Genomic DNA, 13,515 nt, shown 5'->3' with positions numbered 1-13,515 from the left:
GAATCTTCGGGGGATTTTTTTTGCACCTACTTTTACCATATCATTTATTTAGATAGATTATGTTTTTAGATGCCTACGGTCATTTTGATTATTACAACTGGATACTTTTGCCGTTGATTATTTTCTTTTCTCGCATTTGTGATGTGAGTTTGGGAACATTGCGTCATGTTTTTATTTCAAAAGGTTTTCGAAAAGTGGTTCCGCTGTTGGGTTTTTTCGAAGTGTTGATTTGGATCATTGTGGTAGCCCAAGTGATGAAAAATTTGAACAATGTTGCCTGCTACTTAGCATGGGCAGGTGGTTTTGCTACCGGCACTTTTGTAGGGTTGTGGATAGAAGAAAAGTTGGCCTTGGGTTTACAAGTAATTCGAATCATCACCAATCAAGATTGCAGTGAATTGTTGGAAGCCTTTAAAAAAGACAATCATGGAATAACTGTGGTGGATGCGCAAGGGGCTGTAGGGCCAGTAAAAATGATTTTTACAATCATCAAACGCAAGAATGTAAAAGAAGTGGTGCAACTGATCCGGAAATACAATCCAACGGCTTTTTATTCCATCGAAGAAATTAAAAATACCAGTCAAGGTGTTTTTACAGAAAATGCGGGAGGTGGATTTGCAACCATTCGACAAATGTTTCCTGCAAGAAAAGGGAAGTAATGGCTAGCCACAGATTCACAGATTTTAAACTCGAAAAATTTGGAAGATTTAAATAGCCACAGATTCGCAGATTTTAGCCCTCTAAAAAAAATTGGAAGATTTAAATTGAATCAGACATTGCCTTAGCAATGAATCAGCAACAATTTTAATTTTTTAATCAGCTAATCGGTGGCTGGCTTTTTTTGAATAGGAAGAATTTGTTAATGAATTAGATTTTTTTCCGCATCACCCCAACCAACGCAATGATGGATACAATTGTCCAGCAACCTTCCAATATCACAAAAGGTAGGTAATGAATCAACAGAGAAGCTAAACAAGCGATGCCTGCCCCGAAAATGTTCATCAGAATGTAGGCGTAAGAATCTTTGTGAAGTTTGTTGGAGAGGTTGAGAAAAAATGCAATCAGTAAAATGGTTACTCCGATAAATCCTATCCAGTCGTTTATATTCATTTTGTTTGAGTTTTAAAATTGTATGGTCAGTTCGAGTGTTTCTGGAGCAACAGCGAAAGAAATATATCGAGAACACTTTGTAATTACTTCTCGATATACTTCTCTTCCTTCGTCAGAGAATCACTCGAAGTGACAAGTGAACCAGTCCTTCAAAATAAAATCCCTGTCCGTTATCAAACAGAGCAGGGATTTATTTAAGGTATAAACTAAAATTATTTATCTAAATCTTCAAAATTCACATCCGAAAAACTAGAATCTGTTTTTGGTGTTTCATTTGGAACGTATTCAGGGCGTGGTTCAATTGCAGGAGAAATAGATTTAATGTGAGCAACTGCTTCGTTTAAACCTTCTGCAAATTTTTCAAAATCTTCTTTGTATAAAAACAATTTATGTTTTTCATAAAAGAATTTACCATCATCACCAAAGCGTTTTTTGCTTTCTGTAATTGTCAAATAGTAATCATTTCCTTTGGTGCTTTTTACATCAAAAAAATAAGTTCTTTTACCTGCTCTAACAGATTTCGAGAAAATTTCTTCTCTGTCCATTCCGTTTTTGTCAAATCCTTCTTCCATCGTTGTTAATGTTGTTGTTTTAACGTGTTTAATAATTACATTCTGACAAATGTTTACAAAAAAACTTGCTAAAACAAGGCTTGTTAATAACTTTTGAAAGCTTGTTAGTAATGAGGATTTGATAGTGGTAAAGGGAATACGAGCAAATTAGGCTGTTTTTTCTTCTTCTAGCAACTGCATCTTGTGCAATTCAAAGTAAGCACCTTGTTTTTCAATTAGTTGTTGGTGTGAGCCCGATTCAACCACTTCTCCTTTGTCGATTACTAGAATGTTGTCGGCATTTTTTACTGTGGAAATACGATGACTGATAATCAAGCAGGTTTTGCCAGTCATCACTTTTCGAAGGTTACCCAAAATTTCTTCCTCTGTTTCTGTGTCCACCGCAGAAAGACAATCGTCAAAAATCATAATTCGTGGTTGTTTGATAATCGCTCTGGCAATGGAAATACGCTGTTTTTGTCCCCCTGACAAGGTGATTCCCCTTTCGCCTACTACTGTCTCAAACTGGTCTTTAAAACTCATGATGTTTTCATAGATGGCGGCATCTTTTGCAGCTTGAACAATGGCTTCTTCCAGTTGCACATCTTCATCAATACTGAAGGCAATGTTATGCGTAATCGTATCAGAAAATAAGATCACCTCTTGCGGTGCATACCCTATTTGGCTTCGGAGTGAAGATGTTGGGATGACTTTAATATTTTGTTGGTCGATCAATAATTCTCCCGAACTCACATCGTACAAGCGGCAAATTAAATTCGCAATTGTGGATTTGCCGGATCCGGTTCGTCCAATAATGGCTAAGGTTTTGCCTTTTGGTATGGTAAAAGAAACATTCTTTAAGGCGGTTATTCCGGAATCCGGGTAAATGAAGCTCACATTTTTGAACTCAATATCCCCTTCAATTGGTGCGGTTTCGGTAGTTTGACTGACAATTTCAGGAGCAGTATGTAGAAATGCATTGATTCGGGTTTGAGATGCGGCAGCTCGCTGTATTAAAGAGGTTACCCAGCCTAAGGACGCAATGGGCCAAGTTAAACGGTTCACATATACAATGAATTCGGCAATATTACCATAGGTTATTTTTCCACCAATGGCTTGCATTCCACCAATGTAAATGGTGAAAAGCGTACTTAAGCCAATCAATAAAATCATGAATGGTTGGAAAAGTGATTCGACTTTGATTAACCCCATCGTTAAGTTTTTGTACGAATTACTTTGTACTTCAAAATCGGTTAACGATTGATGCTCTCTGCCATAGGCTTTTAATACTCGAATTCCGGAGAACGCTTCCTGAGTATGTGTGGTGATGTCGGAGAGTTGCTCTTGAACCTTGGTGCTTTTTTTATTGATGGTATTGCTAACGTAATAGATAGAAATAGCAAGAAAAGGTAATGGAATCAATACAAACAAGGTTAGTTTTACATCCACATGAATCATTTCGGTAATGGTAAAGAAAAATAAAAAGGAGGTGTTGAGAATATACATGATGGCAGGACCAATATACATCCGCACCCTTCCTACATCTTCGCTGATGCGGTTCATCATATCGCCAGTATTGTTGCGTTTGTAAAAGGCGGTATCCAGCTTTTGATAATGTGCATACATCTCGTTTTTGAGGTCGTATTCAATTAACCGCGACATGACAATGATGGTTTGGCGCATTAAAAACAGGAAAAATCCACTCAAAAGGGCATATCCTAGGGTGTATAATCCGTAAACAAGCAGTAGGTGGTAGCTTTCGTCTTCTGGAATCCCTTCCGCCTTGGCCGTTTTTAAATAGTCGATGGTGAGACGAATGTAGGGAACAGCTGTTACTGCGAAATAGTTGGAGACACCCACAAATATTACTCCCAAAAGCAATCGAAACCGATACTTGTAGAGGTATTTATTGATATGTTTGAGAGATCCCACGTTTATTACTGTTTTTGTATTGGTCTGCTAAAATTACGCTTCTGTCTGTTTATTTTTGTCCACTCGGAAAATAAATATAATTTTGCGGTCAAATAAAATACAGGCGGTATTTTTAGCGGTTCAAAAGTACTTAAAAAAATAACCACCATTCTACTAATTCATTAACAAAAAAGAGACATGGAAGTTCTGGATATAAAAAAATCTCCTCTGGCAGAAAATCCTGTGATCGCTCAAATGACTTTGAACAATCACGAGCAAGTGGTTTTTTGCAACGATAACGATACTGGATTAAAAGCAATTATAGCAATTCACAATACGATTTTAGGTCCGAGTTTAGGTGGTACACGCATGTGGATGTACAACAATGAAATGGAAGCATTGACAGATGTATTGCGTCTATCAAGAGGGATGACTTATAAATCATCGGTTGCAGGTTTGAATTTAGGTGGTGGAAAAGCAGTGATTATTGGGGATTCAAAAACACAGAAAAATGAAGCGTTGATGCGCAGATTCGGTAAGTTTGTAAACAGTTTATCCGGAAAGTATATCACTGCTGAAGATGTTGGAGTGAGCACAAAAGATATGGAGTACATTAAAATGGAAACTGATTTTGTAAGTGGATTGCCTGTAAATATGGGTGGTAGTGGAGATCCTTCTCCGGTTACTGCGTATGGTGTTTACCTTTCAATGAAAGCATCTGCAAAAGAGAAATGGGGAAATGATAGCTTGGCGGGCAAAAAAGTGGTGGTTCAAGGAATCGGTCACGTAGGCGAAAACTTGGTGAAACACTTGGTAAAAGAAGGAGCAAAAGTTTCCATTTTTGATATCAATGAAGAGCGTTTAAAAGCAATCGCAAAAGAAACAGGTGCAGAGGTGATTGCCGATGGAAATAAATTATACGATATGGATATGGACATTTATGCGCCATGTGCTTTAGGTGCTACCGTTAATACGGATACCTTAAATCGTTTGAAGTGTTCCATTATCTGTGGTGCTGCTAACAATCAATTGGCAGACGAAAATGTCCATGGGAAAATGGTGATAGAGAAAAACATCATTTATGCTCCTGATTTTGTTGTGAACGCAGGCGGTATCATCAATGTGTTTTATGAGTTAGAAGGATATAACCGTGAGCGCGCAATGGCACATGCTGAAAAAATTTATGATACTACTTTGAATATTTTTAAATTATCCAAAGAACAAAACATTCCAACCTATATGGCTGCAAATCGCCTTGCTGAAAAACGATTGGAAGATATTGGTAAAATTAAAGTGAAGTTTTAATAACAGAATTCGTAATTCGTATATGTTTTCTTAACCTGCCAGCGTTAGGCAGGTTCGATGGAGTAAATTAGTCATTCGTACATAGTTATTTGATATGTTAAACAGAAGGTATTTAAGAATAAAGGTGATGCAAGCGTTGTACGGATTTTTTCAATCCGACACAAAAGACATTGCAAGAAGTGAGAAGGAATTATTTGCCGGAATAGATAAAATCTATGACCTGTTTATTTATCAGCTTGCGTTTCTAATTGAATTAAGACACGTGGCTACCGTGTTGATGGAAGAGGCGAAAGTAAAACGACTTCCTACCGAACACGATTTGAATCCCAATTTAAAATTTATTGAGAATAAGTTTATTAACCAGTTAGCGGAAAATATTCATGTACAGCGTGAAATTAATAACCGAAGAATTAATTGGAACAATGAATTTGAATTGGTAAAAAAGATTTTCAATAATATCAAAGCATCTCCTGAGTTTGAAAAATTCATGAATGTTTCGGATGATTCGTTTAATACCCACCGCGATTTTGTATTAGAGATGTTTAAAGAATCCATTGCTGATTTCGAATTGTTGAATCATTTGTATGAAGAGAAAAACTTGCATTGGGGAGATGATATTTACATTGTAAATCCAATGGTGGTGAAGTTGATTGAGTCTTCAAAAGAAGATGCTGCTCCGGATGCTCCAATTATGTCGTTATACAAAGACAAAGAAGAGGACATGCTGTTTGTGAAAGATTTATTTCGTGAAACCGTAATGCGCAACGATGAGATTGAAAAAATGATTGGCGATAAAACAAAAAACTGGGAAGTGGAGCGCATTGCCATGATGGATGTTTTGTTGATGAAAATGGCTGTTGCCGAAATTTTGCATTTCTCCAGTATTCCCGTAAAGGTTACTTTAAACGAGTTTATTGAAATTTCAAAAATGTATAGTACTCCGAAAAGTAAAATTTTCATCAATGGAATTTTAGATAAAATTGTAGCCGATTTTAAAGCAGGGGATAAGCTCAATAAAATGGGTAGAGGATTGATGGAGTAAGGGTGTTGAAAAGAAAAAATGTTATAGCAATAAATACAATGAAGACAAACTTAATTTTAGCGTTCGCAGTTTCATTGCTGGCAGTTGGATGCGGACAAGATAAATCTTCTGAAGACAGAACGATTTCTTCTGATGTGATTAATGTGCCAGCAACGGCTTCAGGAAAAGCTGTTCCAGGCTCAACTCCCGTGATGTCATTTGAAGATGAGGTGCACGATTTTGGCAAAATTACACAAGGAGAAACCGTTTCGTATGCATTTATGTTCCAAAATACCGGTGGCTCCGATTTAGTAATCTCTTCCGCTCAAGGAAGCTGTGGCTGTACCATTCCAAACTATCCGAAAGAAGCAATTAAGCCAGGACAAACAGCAAAAATTGATGTAAAATTTGAAAGTAGTGGAAAATCAGGGTTGGTAAAAAAAACAGTTACCTTGGTTACCAATTGTACACCCAGTACGAAAGTGTTGACGATTAGTGCAACAGTTGATGTGCCGGAAGAGGAATAGTTTAAGTGACTAGGTAACAACGTGACTAGGTGACTAAGTGACTAGGTAACTAAGTGAAAAGAAAACAATGAAAATTATATAATTAAGTAATCAATTAAAAAAAACAAGCAATTATGGGTCAAATAGGTCAGTTTCTTCCGTTAGTATTAATTATCGTAGTATTTTATTTTTTCATGATTCGCCCTCAGTTGAAAAAAACAAAAGAACAAAAGAAATTTCGCGAGAACATTAAAATTGGTGATAAAATTGTAACGATTGGTGGTATTCATGGTAAAATTGCAGATATCCAAGAAGCAACTTTTATGATTACTGTAGAAGGTGGTGTGAAATTAAAAATTGAAAAGAGTGCAATCTCAATGGATGCTTCCACTTTGTTGGGAGCAGAGCAAAAATAAGATTTAATAGCTTACTTCATGGGCGTTGAGTGATTTGGATTGCTCAACGCTTTTTTTGTAATTTTATGCGAACACATAACTTTAATTTGCAAGCGACCAATTGAAATCAATATTTAATAAAACTACTAAAACAAATCTAAAGGATGCTGCACGTTCAAACAGACGAGCGGTCACTTTTATTTTCTGCCTATTGGTTTCAATTTTTATTTGGTTGTTGATGTCGTTATCAAAGGAATATTCCATTTCTCTTAGCTTTCCTGTTAAATATATTAATCTACCGAAAGATAAATTGATTGTGAATCAATTGCCGGAAATGATTGATGTTGAAATTCGCTCAACTGGTTTTAATTTGTTAATCTACAAACTAAAGCAACAGAAGGAAACCGTTGTTTTAGATATCAAAGACGCAAAAGCGACTTCGATAAAAAACAATTTTTATATCAATTGTAATGATCGATTGGACAAAGTAACAAGCCAATTTAATAGCGCAATCAAAGTGGTTCATATTGTACCGGATACTGTTTTTATAAATTACAATAAAAAGATTACGAAAAGAGTTCCGGTAAAAGCATCCATCATCCTCGATTTTGAAGAACAATACCATCAAACAGATAGTGTTTTGTTGGAACCGAGCTTTGTTGAAATTTCAGGGTCATCGAATGTGTTAGGAGCAATAAATTTTGTTCAAACCATTCCGGTATCAGTCCACAAAGTAAATAAATCGATGGTCTTGGATTTGAAACTTTTTAAAGATTCTTCGATGAAAAAGATTGAATTTTCTCAAAACACTGTAAAAGCGAAAATCAATGTAACCAAGTTTACGGAATCGGTGTTGGAGCTGCCGGTTGAGGTTGTGAATTTACCCGCTGGATTAAATATGAAAACCTTTCCGGATAAGATTACAATAAAGTACCAAGTTGCATTTGATGAGTATGGGAAAGTGAATGCAAGTGATTTTAGAGTTGCGGTAGATTATACCAAGATAGAGCCCGGAAACAATAAGCTAAAAGTGTTTTTAGTAAAATCACCTGCCAATGTTCGCTCTGTGCGATTGAGTAACGAAAAAGTTGAATACATAATCCGAAAATAAACATGCTGAAACTTGGCATTACTGGTGGAATAGGAAGTGGCAAAACAACTGTTTGCAAGTTGTTTGAATTGCTGGGCATTCCCGTTTATTATTCGGATGAAGAATCAAAAAAGCTCCTTGCTGAAAATATGGCTGTAAAGGAACAAGTCGTAGCGCTTTTTGGTAACTCTATACTGGATGAAGAAAAAAACATCGATCGAAAAAAGCCCCCTATATCTTAAAAGAAGCCGCTATCTTGTTTGAAAGCGGAGCGTATAAACAAGTTGATAAAGTGATAACGGTTGTGGCACCGTTGGACTTGAAAATTCAGCGGACCATTAAACGTGATGGAGCCACAAAAGAAGCAATTTTAAGTCGAATGCAACTTCAACTAAATGATGAAGAAAAGGTAAAACGGTCGGATTTTGTGATTCAAAATGATGAGCAAACTCTTTTGATACCGCAGGTTTTGGACGTTCATAAAGCGCTTATCAATAAATAATTTTGCCCATCTCCGAATTCTTTACTATTTTCGATTGATAATTTAAAAAACAACTATGGAAAATCAAGCTACACCCAACCAAGAAAGCGTAAATCAACAATTTAGTCAACAATTCGGACAACAACAATTACCGAACTCAACAGCAGTTTTGGTTTTAGGAATCATTTCTATTGTTGGTTGTTTTTGTTATGGTATCATTGGATTAATTCTAGGTATCATTGCACTCGTTTTATCTGGTAAAGCAAAGAAATTATACGAAACGAATCCGGGAATGTATACCGAAGCGTCTTTTAAAAATATGAAGGCCGGTAGAGTTTGTGCCATCATTGGATTGTGCTTATCTGCATGTTATTTAATTTTCTTCATTGTTTACATTGCGATCATCGGTAGCGTTATCTCCGGATTGCCTTGGGAAACATTTAGATAATTCTTCAATCTCTCATAAAAAGTCTTCCGAAATTTCGGGAGACTTTTTTATTTTAAAAAGATGCAATCCATTATTCATTGGCTCGAAAATCATTTTATGACTTGCCCCTACAAGGCAATTGCCGGTGTGGATTGCCCCGGTTGTGGGATGCAACGTTCTGTTATTGAATTGTTGAAAGGTAATTTTGTGGAGAGTTTTCAATTGTATCCTGCTCTTTTACCAACTATCTTTACATTGTTGTTTACGATGCTCCATTTAATTTTTAAATTTAAAAATGGGGCTACAATAATTAAATACTCATTTATTTCAACTGTTGCGATTGTATTGATTAGCTATTTTATAAAAATGGTATTATAGCTGCTTGAATCGGAAATATATCGTCCCTACGGGACTTAAACGTTGTTTGGTGGTGTAGTTTATCGATATTTTGTCCCTCTGGGACATTTAGAAAAAACAGGTTAAGTACAGAATTGTTGAAAAATGATAATCCCGTAGGGATTGAGTCCAGGTAACATTAATAAAAATAGTTTGTGTACAGAATTGTTGAAAAATGATAATCCCGTAGGGATTGAATCCAGGTAGCACCAAAATTGTTAACCATGCAAAAGTCCCGTAGGGACGACATCGTATGAAATATTATATAAAATACATTTTTCTTCTGTTTTTTTGTGAGTCTTTTGCTCAAGATGTGACTCCCTACAAAGTTTATTTAGTAGGTGATGCCGGTGAAGACACCATTCCTGGTAAGGCATTGTTACTATTAAAAGAAGAGCTATTGGCTCATCCGAACAGTGCTGTTGTATTTTTAGGTGATAATGTTTATCCAAACGGATTAAAAAAGAATAGCAAAGAATCTGTATTGCATTTGGAAGCTCAATTGCAAATTTTAAAAGAGTATAAAGGAAAAGTTTATTTTATTCCCGGTAACCACGATTGGGAAGCTCAAAAACGAAATGGCTTGCAAATTTTGAAAGACCAAGAGTTCTATGTTGAGGATTATTTAAAGAAAAATTCTTCTGTTGCCAATAAAAGTCAAACAACATTTCTACCTCAGGATGGTTTGCCCGGTCCGGAAACAGTTATGCTGAGTGATCAATTGCGGTTAATTATTATTGATACACAATGGTTCTTGCATTTTTATAAAAAGAATTCGATTGGTTCAAAAAAGGAAACAAAAAAGATTTTTTATCAACGTTTGGATAGTTTGTTGGCTTACGCATCCATGAAGAATGAACATGTTATCATTGCAGCGCATCATCCGTTGTATTCAAACGGACAGCATGCAAAAGCAAAACAACCTTTTCGTTTTTTAATCAATTGTACGCCTTTTCAGCTGTTTGGCTTGTTAGGAATCAACCGCTTGTATTCTCAGGACATGGCGCAACCTCGTTACCGGAAGATGCGAAAAAACATGTTTCAATATTTAAATAAACACAAGAACATTGTGTATGCGAGTGGACACGAGCACAATTTACAATGCTTTAAGGAAAATGGGAATCGCTATGTTATCAGTGGATCAGGAAGTAAACGTTCACATTTGATGAAACGAAAAAAGTTTAATTCTGTTTTTCAAGACGATCAAACAACCGGGTTTATAAAGTTGGAATATGTTGATGGGAAATACGTTTCCACGACCATTTATCGTGTAGGGGAGAACCCATTGATTTTAGAAGGGTATTAGTGGGAAATGTAAAATGTAAAATGTAAAATTTCTAGTTTATTTCATCTCCCGTCTTCCGTCTTCCATCTTCCATCTTCCATCTACCATCTCCCATCTTCCATCAATTTATTTCCTCCCATCATTACAATACTGCTCCAGCAAGTCTGCCGCTTTTTCGTTGTTTAACGAATCCGCTTTTTCCAAATCTTTACAAGCTCCTTTTTTATCATGGTTCGAATATTTTACCAAAGCGCGATTGATATACGCAGAAGAATAGTCGAATTTTAGTTTAATCGCCATGTCCAAATCCTCTAGCGCTCCTGTATAATTTTTCATCGCACCTTTTGCGGTGCCTCTGTTCATGAGTGCAATCACATTCTTGGGATCAATTTTTAGTGCATCATCCAAATCACGTACGGCACCGGAATAATTTGCTAAGTTAATTCGGGCAGTTGCTCTTGTTATTAAGGCATCAACATTGTTTGGTTCCATATCAATGTATCTGGACAAATCTTTTTCAGCACTTTTATAGGCACCACCGTAGTAGTTGGTTTTACCTCTTAACAAATAGGCTTCCATGTTATCCGGATCCAATTCGATGTATTTGTTGAAGTCATTTAATGCCAATACATAGTCTTTTACACGCTCCAAATATATTTTTCCTCTTCTAAGGTAAGCTTCTTTATAATTGGGCTTTGACTCAATCGCATGGGTTAAATCCTCTAATGCATTTTGTGGATTTTTACCTTTGTATTTTATCATCGCACGATAATAATAAGCTTGGTAATCGTCATAGTTTTTATCAATCGCTTTGTTAAAATCCTTTATTGCTATGGAGTCAACTCCTAAACCCATTTGAGCCACACCGCGTTCACGAAAAAAATCTCCCCGTTCTGGATCGGCTAAGAGTGCTTTGTCGAAATTGAGAATGGCTGCTTTGTATTCCTTTGTTTTTGTTTGTGCTAAAGCCAGTCGATAATTTGCTTCGGCAGAGGTTGGACTCAGCTTAACCGCTTTTTTATAATCTTTAATCGCCTCGGAGTAAAATTTGTTGGCCACTTTCGGATTATTTTTTTTAAAATTAGCTTCTGCGGAGTCGCATTTGAAATTACCAGCTTTGATGAGTAATCCAGTCGCATCATTTGTATCAACAGTGGCTTTCACTTCTTCTTGTGCAGAAGCGGTGGCTGAGAAGCCGATAAAAAGAAATATGAAAAGTAGTTGATTTATGCTTAGGTGGCTAGTTGAAACACAATGGGAACGCAGATTTTTTATGATTTTCATGATAAAAAATGATTTTTTTAGTAGTGTTTTTTATGATTTTTTTATGAATTATAAGCTTCGCTTATTATTTTATTTATTTATTGCCTATCGCCTTTCAGCTATCCAACATTGTGTTCTTTAAAGATTTTGTTTAACCATTTTAACATTAAGAACAACAATAATGCCGCAGCGCCTAATAAACAAAAGTTAACAATAAAGAAATTGGCTTTGTTTTCATAACCATCCCATAAACTGCTCAATACCCCGGATAATTTATTTCCGATGGAGGTCGACAAAAACCATCCACCCATCATTAAAGCGGTGAGGCGAGGCGGACTTAATTTTGAAACAAGTGATAATCCCATTGGACTTAAAAATAATTCACCGATGGTAATTACTCCATAGGAAGAAATAAACCACCAAGCGGAAGATTTAATTTCTCCATTTTCACTGGCGATAACTCCGGCATACATCACTAAGGTTGAAAGAGCAGATATTACTAATCCGTAAGCGATTTTTGCTGGTGTGCTCGGTTCTTTCCCATTTCTTCGCAGAAAAGCAAAAAAGGCCAAAACCAATGGTGTTAATGCAATTACCCAAAATGGGTTAACGGATTGAAATAAATTCGTGTTAAATAATTTTACTTCCGCACCTTCTGCAGGAAGGTTTTCCGGTTTCATATTTTTGAAATAGGGTGGATAAGCGATTTCGGTTTTGGATTTATCCGCCACACGAAATTGATTGTCCATCACCACGCGTTCTGCCTTTTCGTATTTAACTGTTGCAACAAGTTCAAGTGCTCCCAATGCAGGAACCATAGAAGCTGGAATTTCTCTGTCGGTGTATCGATCAGCCCAGGTATTGAGTGTTGATCCGTTTTGTTTGAACACTGCCCAAAAAGCAATTACAACCGCAAAAATTGCTAACATCGCAGCAATTGGTCGTTTTTCATATGCCGGGGATTTGTACCACAATCGTCCGTAAAAAAATACAATTGGAATACAACCTAATAGAAAGGCATCGGTGGTATCGGAACCAACAAAGTTTCCGCCAGGATTGGTGGGCGATGTTATTCCATTTAAAAAATAGCCAATGAATCCAAACACAATGGATGGTAAAAGGATAACCCCGAAAATTCTACCCAATGGCATATCTCCTTTTTGCACCGGTTTAATTACATCCACATGCTTGTAATGTTTTGTACCGATCCAAAAAATAATAATCCCAATAAACATTCCTACACCGGCAGCAATAAATGCAGCACCCCAGCCAAGCATATTGTATAATGCTGCACCAAAAAAATTACAAACAAAGGCACCAATATTGATTCCCATGTAAAAGATGCTATAGCCGGCATCTTTTTTTGCTTTGTATTTAGGTTCATTGTATAGATTTCCTAAAAGCGTAGAGATGTTAGGTTTGAAAAAACCATTTCCTAAAATGACCAATAGCATGGAAATGTAGAGCATTGGTAAATTGTGAATGGACATCAAACAATATCCTGCACCCATCATGAGTCCGCCAATGGTAATGGATTTACGATAACCAAGAACTCTATCAGCCAACAAGCCACCTACAAAAGGAGTTAAAAACACAAAGGCGATGAATGTTCCATATAAATCAGAGGCTTCCGCTTCTGTCATGCTGAAACCATCTACCGTATCTTTTAAATAAAGTGTAAAAATTCCGATCATTAAATAATAACCGAATCGTTCCCACATTTCTGCAAAAAATAAAAATGGTAATCCTTTTGGGTGAATTCTTTCCGCCATAA

Annotated in this window: 14 protein-coding genes and 1 pseudogene; 10 read left to right on the top strand and 5 right to left on the bottom strand. The window is 36.4% G+C overall.

The genetic code is table 11. The features are described from left to right. The first annotated feature begins 59 nt into the window (after positions 1 to 59). Positions 60 to 659 carry a DUF2179 domain-containing protein gene (locus IPP64_12155; GenBank protein ID MBL0330140.1) on the top strand — a complete coding sequence of 200 codons (600 nt, stop codon included), beginning with the start codon at positions 60 to 62 and terminating at the stop codon, positions 657 to 659. A gap of 208 nt (positions 660 to 867) precedes the next feature. Here IPP64_12155 and IPP64_12150 read toward each other — a convergent pair whose 3' ends face one another. From IPP64_12150 to IPP64_12140, 3 genes are all read right to left on the bottom strand, one after another. Continuing rightward, on the bottom strand, positions 868 to 1,110 hold the full coding sequence (locus tag IPP64_12150) for a hypothetical protein (GenBank protein MBL0330139.1): 243 nt from the start codon (positions 1,108 to 1,110) through the stop codon (positions 868 to 870). Positions 1,111 to 1,322: 212 nt separating this feature from the next. Continuing rightward, a complete protein-coding gene (locus IPP64_12145) occupies positions 1,323 to 1,682 on the bottom strand; it encodes a PUR family DNA/RNA-binding protein (GenBank protein MBL0330138.1) in 360 nt (119 codons plus the stop codon). A gap of 147 nt (positions 1,683 to 1,829) precedes the next feature. Next, positions 1,830 to 3,593 (bottom strand): ABC transporter ATP-binding protein, encoded by a 1,764-nt coding sequence (locus tag IPP64_12140; protein MBL0330137.1) that lies wholly within the window; start codon positions 3,591 to 3,593, stop codon positions 1,830 to 1,832. Positions 3,594 to 3,827: 234 nt separating this feature from the next. On the opposite strand from IPP64_12140, the gene IPP64_12135 reads away from it, so the two are divergent. The 9 genes and pseudogenes from IPP64_12135 (at position 3,828) to IPP64_12095 (ending at position 10,499) form a co-directional block, all read left to right on the top strand. After that, positions 3,828 to 4,877: a Glu/Leu/Phe/Val dehydrogenase gene (locus tag IPP64_12135; GenBank protein MBL0330136.1), complete on the top strand. Its 1,050-nt coding sequence runs from the start codon at positions 3,828 to 3,830 to the stop codon at positions 4,875 to 4,877. A gap of 94 nt (positions 4,878 to 4,971) precedes the next feature. Beyond that, positions 4,972 to 5,919, top strand: coding sequence for a transcription antitermination protein NusB (locus IPP64_12130; GenBank protein MBL0330135.1), 948 nt, complete (start codon positions 4,972 to 4,974; stop codon positions 5,917 to 5,919). A gap of 38 nt (positions 5,920 to 5,957) precedes the next feature. Continuing rightward, complete coding sequence (locus IPP64_12125; GenBank protein ID MBL0330134.1) at positions 5,958 to 6,425, top strand: DUF1573 domain-containing protein; 468 nt, start codon at positions 5,958 to 5,960, stop codon at positions 6,423 to 6,425. A gap of 113 nt (positions 6,426 to 6,538) precedes the next feature. Further along, positions 6,539 to 6,820, top strand: a complete 282-nt coding sequence (yajC, locus tag IPP64_12120; protein MBL0330133.1) for a preprotein translocase subunit YajC — start codon at positions 6,539 to 6,541, stop codon at positions 6,818 to 6,820. A 217-nt stretch (positions 6,821 to 7,037) separates the two neighbouring features. Beyond that, positions 7,038 to 7,910 carry a hypothetical protein gene (locus tag IPP64_12115; protein ID MBL0330132.1) on the top strand — a complete coding sequence of 291 codons (873 nt, stop codon included), beginning with the start codon at positions 7,038 to 7,040 and terminating at the stop codon, positions 7,908 to 7,910. Positions 7,911 to 7,912: 2 nt separating this feature from the next. Next, positions 7,913 to 8,391, top strand: a pseudogene (locus IPP64_12110) (dephospho-CoA kinase). A gap of 148 nt (positions 8,392 to 8,539) precedes the next feature. Next, positions 8,540 to 8,818, top strand: coding sequence for a hypothetical protein (locus IPP64_12105; protein MBL0330131.1), 279 nt, complete (start codon positions 8,540 to 8,542; stop codon positions 8,816 to 8,818). 60 nt (positions 8,819 to 8,878) lie between these two features. After that, positions 8,879 to 9,175, top strand: a complete 297-nt coding sequence (locus tag IPP64_12100; GenBank protein ID MBL0330130.1) for a DUF2752 domain-containing protein — start codon at positions 8,879 to 8,881, stop codon at positions 9,173 to 9,175. 271 nt (positions 9,176 to 9,446) lie between these two features. Further along, positions 9,447 to 10,499 carry a metallophosphoesterase gene (locus IPP64_12095; GenBank protein MBL0330129.1) on the top strand — a complete coding sequence of 351 codons (1,053 nt, stop codon included), beginning with the start codon at positions 9,447 to 9,449 and terminating at the stop codon, positions 10,497 to 10,499. 105 nt (positions 10,500 to 10,604) lie between these two features. On the opposite strand, the gene IPP64_12090 is transcribed toward IPP64_12095, so the two are convergent. Beyond that, a complete protein-coding gene (locus tag IPP64_12090) occupies positions 10,605 to 11,762 on the bottom strand; it encodes a tetratricopeptide repeat protein (protein MBL0330128.1) in 1,158 nt (385 codons plus the stop codon). Between the two features lie 98 nt (positions 11,763 to 11,860). Next, complete coding sequence (locus IPP64_12085; protein ID MBL0330127.1) at positions 11,861 to 13,513, bottom strand: peptide MFS transporter; 1,653 nt, start codon at positions 13,511 to 13,513, stop codon at positions 11,861 to 11,863. Positions 13,514 to 13,515 lie beyond the last annotated feature (2 nt).

Source organism: Bacteroidota bacterium, from assembly GCA_016722565.1.
Lineage (GTDB): Bacteria > Bacteroidota > Bacteroidia > 2-12-FULL-35-15 > 2-12-FULL-35-15 > 2-12-FULL-35-15.
The sequence above is the reverse complement of the archived record's forward strand: the minus strand, read 5'-3'. Positions and strand labels throughout refer to the sequence as shown.

What these genes read in the sequence shown, in the direction of transcription:
- IPP64_12155 (MBL0330140.1), top strand. Translation starts at nt 60, where the DNA reads ATGTTTTTAGATGCCTACGGTCATTTTGATTATTACAACTGGATACTT.
- IPP64_12150 (MBL0330139.1), bottom strand. Translation starts at nt 1,110, where the DNA reads ATGAATATAAACGACTGGATAGGATTTATCGGAGTAACCATTTTACTG.
- IPP64_12145 (MBL0330138.1), bottom strand. Translation starts at nt 1,682, where the DNA reads ATGGAAGAAGGATTTGACAAAAACGGAATGGACAGAGAAGAAATTTTC.
- IPP64_12135 (MBL0330136.1), top strand. Translation starts at nt 3,828, where the DNA reads ATGACTTTGAACAATCACGAGCAAGTGGTTTTTTGCAACGATAACGAT.
- IPP64_12130 (MBL0330135.1), top strand. Translation starts at nt 4,972, where the DNA reads ATGTTAAACAGAAGGTATTTAAGAATAAAGGTGATGCAAGCGTTGTAC.
- IPP64_12125 (MBL0330134.1), top strand. Translation starts at nt 5,958, where the DNA reads ATGAAGACAAACTTAATTTTAGCGTTCGCAGTTTCATTGCTGGCAGTT.
- yajC (MBL0330133.1), top strand. Translation starts at nt 6,539, where the DNA reads ATGGGTCAAATAGGTCAGTTTCTTCCGTTAGTATTAATTATCGTAGTA.
- IPP64_12115 (MBL0330132.1), top strand. Translation starts at nt 7,038, where the DNA reads ATGTCGTTATCAAAGGAATATTCCATTTCTCTTAGCTTTCCTGTTAAA.
- IPP64_12100 (MBL0330130.1), top strand. Translation starts at nt 8,879, where the DNA reads ATGCAATCCATTATTCATTGGCTCGAAAATCATTTTATGACTTGCCCC.
- IPP64_12095 (MBL0330129.1), top strand. Translation starts at nt 9,447, where the DNA reads ATGAAATATTATATAAAATACATTTTTCTTCTGTTTTTTTGTGAGTCT.
- IPP64_12090 (MBL0330128.1), bottom strand. Translation starts at nt 11,762, where the DNA reads ATGAAAATCATAAAAAATCTGCGTTCCCATTGTGTTTCAACTAGCCAC.
- IPP64_12085 (MBL0330127.1), bottom strand. Translation starts at nt 13,513, where the DNA reads ATGGCGGAAAGAATTCACCCAAAAGGATTACCATTTTTATTTTTTGCA.